This is a genomic window from Vibrio sp. AIC-3 (genome assembly GCF_013114515.1).
Taxonomy (GTDB): domain Bacteria; phylum Pseudomonadota; class Gammaproteobacteria; order Enterobacterales; family Vibrionaceae; genus Vibrio; species Vibrio crassostreae_C.
In genome coordinates, this window is the sequence record NZ_VTXG01000042.1 from 23,120 (window position 1) to 29,417 (window position 6,298).

3 protein-coding genes and 1 pseudogene are annotated in these 6,298 nt (G+C 46.0%); 3 read left to right on the forward strand and 1 reads right to left on the reverse strand.

The window, feature by feature from the left end:
* Nucleotides 1-180: 180 nt before the first annotated feature.
* On the reverse strand, nt 181-1,875 hold the full coding sequence (locus F0229_RS20340) for an L-lactate permease (RefSeq protein ID WP_171733562.1): 1,695 nt from the start codon (nt 1,873-1,875) through the stop codon (nt 181-183).
* A 247-nt stretch (nt 1,876-2,122) separates the two neighbouring features.
* On the opposite strand from F0229_RS20340, the gene F0229_RS20345 reads away from it, so the two are divergent.
* From F0229_RS20345 to F0229_RS20355, 3 genes and pseudogenes are all read left to right on the forward strand, one after another.
* Nucleotides 2,123-3,040 carry a LysR family transcriptional regulator gene (locus tag F0229_RS20345; RefSeq protein ID WP_017068571.1) on the forward strand — a complete coding sequence of 306 codons (918 nt, stop codon included), beginning with the start codon at nt 2,123-2,125 and terminating at the stop codon, nt 3,038-3,040.
* Between the two features lie 11 nt (nt 3,041-3,051).
* A complete protein-coding gene (locus F0229_RS20350) occupies nt 3,052-5,112 on the forward strand; it encodes a prolyl oligopeptidase family protein (protein WP_171733563.1) in 2,061 nt (686 codons plus the stop codon).
* A gap of 439 nt (nt 5,113-5,551) precedes the next feature.
* Nucleotides 5,552-5,905, forward strand: a pseudogene (locus tag F0229_RS20355) (substrate-binding domain-containing protein); the annotation flags it as partial.
* Between the last annotated feature and the right edge of the window lie 393 nt (nt 5,906-6,298).

Here is a 6,298-nt window from a genome sequence, read left to right on the forward strand (position 1 = left end):
GTTGCCCTTCTGTGAGAGCTTGGCTTGGGCTGCTTGTTATTCTTAATAAAATGGCGTTAATACCCGAGGGTGTTGATGTGTTTTAGTATCCATTCCGAAACTCATCAACTGTCTTATTAGACGGTGTTGCAGTCGGGGAATTGAGTATTAACGCCAAGTGCTTTTGTAACGACTTATGGTTTACATAAGTGCGTCTGTCATTTTGAAGCCGTAGATAACCACTAGGCCGATGATTCCTGTCATTACTAAGTAGTAGAACGTTGGGATGATAGTCTTACGTAGTGTTGCGCCTTCGCGTCCTAACAAGCCTACGGTCGCCGATGCGGCTACCACGTTGTGAATCGCAATCATGTTACCTGCTGCTGCACCAACGGCTTGCAGAGCAACAACTACAGCACTAGAGATAGACAGAGTTTGTGCTACTTCGAATTGGAACTGGCTAAACATCATGTTTGAAACGGTGTTAGAACCCGCAATGAAAGCACCTAACGCACCGACCGTGGCGCTTAACGCTGGGAATGCGCTGCCGACGAGGTCAGCTGCGAAGTTTGCCGTGGTTACGGGCATACTTGCTAAATCTGCGCCGTTCACACCAGAGTTAATGAAGATACGAACCATTGGGATGGTGAACACCAACACAAAGCCTGCGCCAATCAGAGTCTTGCTCGATTCACCGAAGGCTTTAGCCAGTGGCGTTGCGCTGCGAGATTGCATGAGAACAGCAACCAGCGCGACGAAGACCAAGATACCGCCCGGTAGATACAGAGGCTGAATCGCAGTGCTCACACCGGTTTCACCAAGGATGTTGCTGAACGATAGGCTAACGCTCTTCAGTAGGCCTTTGAATTCAGGGCTCACGCGGCTCGCAACCAAGGTCACCGCTAGCAGCACGTATGGTGCCCATGCCATCGCCATGCTCATCTTCTTATGGCCTTGATTGTTGTCGTCAAGGTCGATTTTCAGAGAACCTAGCCATTCTGCAGGCCACTTGTCTTCGCTCTCAAAATCCCATTTTGATTTAGGTACTAGGAAGCCGCGTTTTGCTGCTGTTACAACAATCGCAAGGCCAACCAAACCACCAATCAGTGATGGGAACTCAGCACCTAGGAAAACACCCGTTAGTGCGTAAGGAATGGTGAAAGCGGCACCTGCGAACAGTGCGAATGGCAGGATATCAAGACCTTCAGTCCAGCTTTTGTTCTTACCGAAGAAGCGAGTCAGCATCATCGCCATCAATACAGGAATCATCACACCAACGCAGGCGTGGATGATCGCAACACTTGATGTGATCTGTTGTAGGTAAGCATCCCATGTTGAACCATTGGCAATCAGGCTTTCACCGATGTTGTGCGTATCCAAACCTTTGTTTACGCCAACAATGATAGGTGTACCAACCGCGCCAAACGATACCGGCGTAGATTGAATCATCATGCCCATCAGTACCGCAGCTAATGCTGGGAAGCCGATTGCAACGAGTAAGGGAGCGGCGATTGCAGCGGGTGTGCCGAAGCCAGATGCGCCCTCAATGAATGAACCAAAACACCAAGCAATGATGATCGCTTGTACACGACGGTCTGCTGATATGTCAGTAAATCCGTTGCGGATGGTGGTGATAGCTCCGGTGTGTTTCAAAGTGTTTAATAAGAAGATGGCGCCAAACACAATCCAGAGAACCGACACGGTAATGCCGAAGCCTTGGAATACTGAAGCCAGCACGCGAGTGCTAGACATATCCCATGCGAATAGGGCGATAGCAACGGTTAATGCAAATGCCACTGGCATCGCTTTTTTTGCAGGCCAGTTAAGGCCAACCAGCAGAATCGCTGCAACAACTATTGGCGAAAAGGCCAATAATGCTAGTAGAGTTTCACTCATGGGTACTTCCTCGTACTTGTTTTCAAACGTTCATGTTTGAAGTGAATAACACGTCATTAGTTTTGTAGGTGTAATCTGAATCTCGAGGATTCAATTGTTGTAATTAGAGTCGCTTTATTTGTAACCGATGTGATTGCAAAAGCTGTTTTTGTAATTGTTTTGTTAATTTGGCGTGAATTTACCCCTTTATTTTTTATTGATATAGGGAAATAATGAAAATAATTAATTCCAAAATTGGCATAATCAAATGCGAGCAGACGATTTGATCCTGTTTTCACAGGTAGTAGAGCTGGGCAGTTTTAGTAAGGTGGCAGAGCAAAATAACCTTACAAATTCGGTAGTTAGTAAGAGAATTGCGCGTTTGGAAGAAGAGATTGGCGTGCAGCTATTATATCGAACCACGCGTAAATTGACGCTTACCGAGGCGGGTAAGGCAATGTTACACGGAGCCAAAAATGTGAAGCAGGCGGCTCAAGAGGCTATGGACGCAGTTTCAGGCTTTGGTGAAAATGTTAGTGGTCATATCAAAATGTCAGTGCCTACTATCTCCGGAGATTTGATTCTGGCAGACGCTGTTGCCGAGTTTTGTAATATGCACCCAGGTTTAACGGTCGATATGTCTCTGAATAATCGCTTTGTCGACTTGGTTGAGGATGGTCTCGATTTGGTGATTCGAACCGGCTACTTGGAAGATTCAAGCCTCATTGCTCGTCATATATTGGATTCACAATGGGTGGTGTGCGCTTCGCCGTCTTATATTGCTAAGAACGGTAAGCCGATGCTGCCTAAAGATTTAGTGCAGCACAATTGCTTGCAATACGCCTATCAAACAACGGGTGCTAGCGAATGGCAGTTTCTGCATAGTAAAGATGGCTGTACCGACAATGACAAATATATCGTGCGTGTTGCGGGCTCTTTTTCGACTGACAATGCGACCGCGTTAAGAAAAGCGGCGCTGGGCGGTCATGGTGTGGCGTACGTGCCACGTTGTCTGGTGTATCACGATATTCGTAACGGCCAGCTGGTGGATATCTTCCCTGATTTAGTCGGTAAAAAGCTGGGTATTTATGCGGTGTACCCGTTCACTCGTCAGCCACCGAACAAGATTAAGTTATTGATTGAACACATCAGAACGCGTTATCTGACGATTTCACATTATTTTTAATAAGGATCACGATGAGCTATTTAAAAGAGTATCCATATCCAGTCACCAACAAACAGATCGTCAGCGATGACTATTTTGGTCAGATAGTCGAAGACCCATATCGCTGGTTAGAAGACGACAGAAGTGACGAAACCGCGCAGTGGGTGGCGAGCCAGAATGAAGTGACGTTTGATTACCTCGCTCAAATCCCGTATCGCGCAGAACTGCGAGAGCGATTAGCGAAAGCGCAAGACTACAAAAAGAGCTCACAGCCGTTTGTGCGAGGTGATTACACCTATTTCTATAAGAATGATGGTCTGCAGAACCACAGTATTCTCTATCGTCAGAAAGAGGGGCAACAGGTTGAAGTCTTCCTAGATCCGAATACCTTCTCGGAAGACGGCACCACATCTCTAGGCTCGGTGTCGTTTTCTAAAGACTACAGCTTAGTGGCGTACAGCATTTCTGAAGGTGGTAGCGACTGGCGCAAGATCTTCGTGATTGATACCGAGACTAAACAGCAGCTTGAAGCCGAAATCACTGACGCCAAATTTACTGGTATTTCTTGGTTGGGTAATCGCGGCTTTTATTACTCTAGTTACGACAAGCCAGACGGCAGTGAACTCTCTGCTCGTACTGAGCAACACAAGCTGTACTTCCATGAGTTGGGTACAGAGCAAGCTAGCGACAAAGTTATCTTTGGTGAGAACAACGCTGAGCAGCACCGCTATGTATCAGGCTATACCACCGAAGACGACCGTTACTTGATCATTCTAGGGCGAGAGTCGACATCGGGTAATAGACTGTTCTATATCGATTTAAACTCACCAGAACAACAGCTGAACACGCTGATTGATCATGTGGATAGCGACATTTATCTCATCGATAACCAAGATGAGACCTTCATTCTATATACGAATCTTGATGCGCCTAATGGCAAGGTGGTGAGCTTTGGTACTCGCGATGGGAAATGGCTCGAAATCATCCCTGAAAAGCCACAGCCATTGGATATCAGCACGGGTGGTGGCCACTTGTTTGCTCACTACATGGTGGATGTGGTGTCGAAAATTGAGCAGCTGGATTACCAAGGTAACCTAGTTCGTGAAATTCATTTGCCTGGGCTGGGAACGGCCAGTGGCTTAGGTGGAAAAAACGAGCAAACTCAGCTTTATTACACCTTTACCAACTATGTAACGCCGCCAACGATTTTCTCTTTCGATGTCGAATCAGGCAATTCTGAAATCTACCAACGCTCTGAGTCTCCGTTTGAGTCGGATCAATTTGAGTCTAAACAAGTCTTCTATACCTCGAAGGATGGCACCAAGGTTCCGATGCTTATCTCTTATAAGAAGGGATTAGTGTTAGATGGCAATAATCCAACCATGTTGTACGCCTATGGTGGCTTTAACGTTAGCCTAACGCCTTCTTTCTCGGGCACGGTTGGCAGTTGGCTAGAACTGGGTGGCGTATATGCGGTGCCGAACCTGCGTGGCGGTGGTGAGTATGGTAAGGCGTGGCACAAAGCGGGAACTCAGCAGAAAAAGCAGAATGTCTTTGACGACTTCATTGCTGCTGCCGAGTTCTTAATTGAAGAAAACTACACCAGTAGCGATAAGTTGGCGATTCGCGGCGGTTCTAACGGAGGCTTGCTGGTAGGAGCTTGTATGACACAAAAGCCTGAGCTGTTCCAAGTGGCTCTGCCTGCTGTTGGGGTGTTGGACATGTTGCGTTACCACACATTCACGTCTGGCGAAGGGTGGGCGTACGACTATGGCACATCCGCGCAGAACAGAGAGATGTTCGAATATCTGCTTGGCTATTCTCCGGTTCATAATGTGGTGCGTGGCACGGATTATCCAGCAACATTGGTGACGACCGCTGATCACGATGACCGCGTAGTGCCTGCTCACTCTTATAAGTTCATCTCAGAGCTGCAAGATAAGCATGAAGGTAGTGCGCCCGTGATGATTCGTATTGATGTTAATGCGGGCCATGGCGCCGGAATGCCGCTCAGCAAAGCGATCGATCTCACCGCCGATATCTACGCATTTACTCTGTTCAATATGGGGGTTGCGTCTCTAGATTCACTTTAACGAATGCTTGATTCTAGATAACTGGGTATTTTACTCAGACCAAGAAGCCTCAAAATCTACCTTAGATTTTGAGGCTTTTCATATATATGAAAACCAATCAAAACTGCGTCATATTTCCTTCACTTTCACACACTGTTTTCCGTGATAGCCGCCACCAATACTGATGAAATGAAAGCGATTTCAAGCTGATATCTCACGCAATATCAACCGTAACCTGTTGATCTTAAATCAGTAGTTTTCGTCATGGATATTCTAAAAGTTTCATGGCATTTAGGCTGATTTATCAGTGTGAACAGCAACCAACTTTTCAACGCTTTCATTGCTTAATATTTCCCTGTTCGATGAAAACTCAAAAAAATAATAGGGAATTACAATGCAAAAATTTAAGCTTTTGCCAATAACAGTCGCAGTGGCGGCCTCGCTTGCTTCACTCTCTTCTTTTGCTGCTGATACTGATATCGAAGCATTAGAAAAACGAATTCAAGAGTTAGAATCTAGGGTTCACTTCTCCGCCTTGTTTACTGCTAACGACCAAACCGCTTACGGGGCGATTAAGGCGCTACACGATCACGGTTATAAAGTGCCAGAAGATGTGTCAGTGATTGGGTTTGATGACTTACCAACGTTGAAGTATTTCACACCCGCGTTAACAACATTAAGGCAGCCAATTGAAGAGATTGGTGAAGTGTGTGCTCAGTCGATCTTGAACTTGTTATCTGGCGAGCGACATGAAGCAAGGTTGCCTCCGATTGATTTAATTGTGAGAGAGTCGACCAAATCTTTGTATCGTTAATTTCAAGACAAGCATCAAGGTGGTGCGCCTGTGATGATTCGTACTGATGTCAATGCGAACCATGGTGCAGGAATACCGCTGAGTAAAGCTATCGATCTCACCGCTTATATTTGCGCGTTCATATTGTTCAATACGGGGCAGGTAAGCTAAAACACTTTTGCCCCATTGTGTGTTCACTTCGATGAGTGAACTACATCGGCAATCTATTTTTACAATACATAAACTAATGGTTAGGAAAAGGCCCGACACATTTTCTTTCTTCACTCTAGGTAGTCAGCATATTTAGATAGTATGGACAATAGGATAGAGTCAGACCATACTCCAGTCAAAAAGCTCATCGAAGCGATTCAAGATCTTTAAAGGTTACGGAGACTGAATAAGAGTCAATTTGAT

Excerpts from the sequence above, each read along its gene's own strand:
- F0229_RS20340 (WP_171733562.1), bottom strand. The coding sequence starts at position 1,875 with ATGAGTGAAACTCTACTAGCATTATTGGCCTTTTCGCCAATAGTTGTT.
- F0229_RS20345 (WP_017068571.1), top strand. The coding sequence starts at position 2,123 with ATGCGAGCAGACGATTTGATCCTGTTTTCACAGGTAGTAGAGCTGGGC.
- F0229_RS20350 (WP_171733563.1), top strand. The coding sequence starts at position 3,052 with ATGAGCTATTTAAAAGAGTATCCATATCCAGTCACCAACAAACAGATC.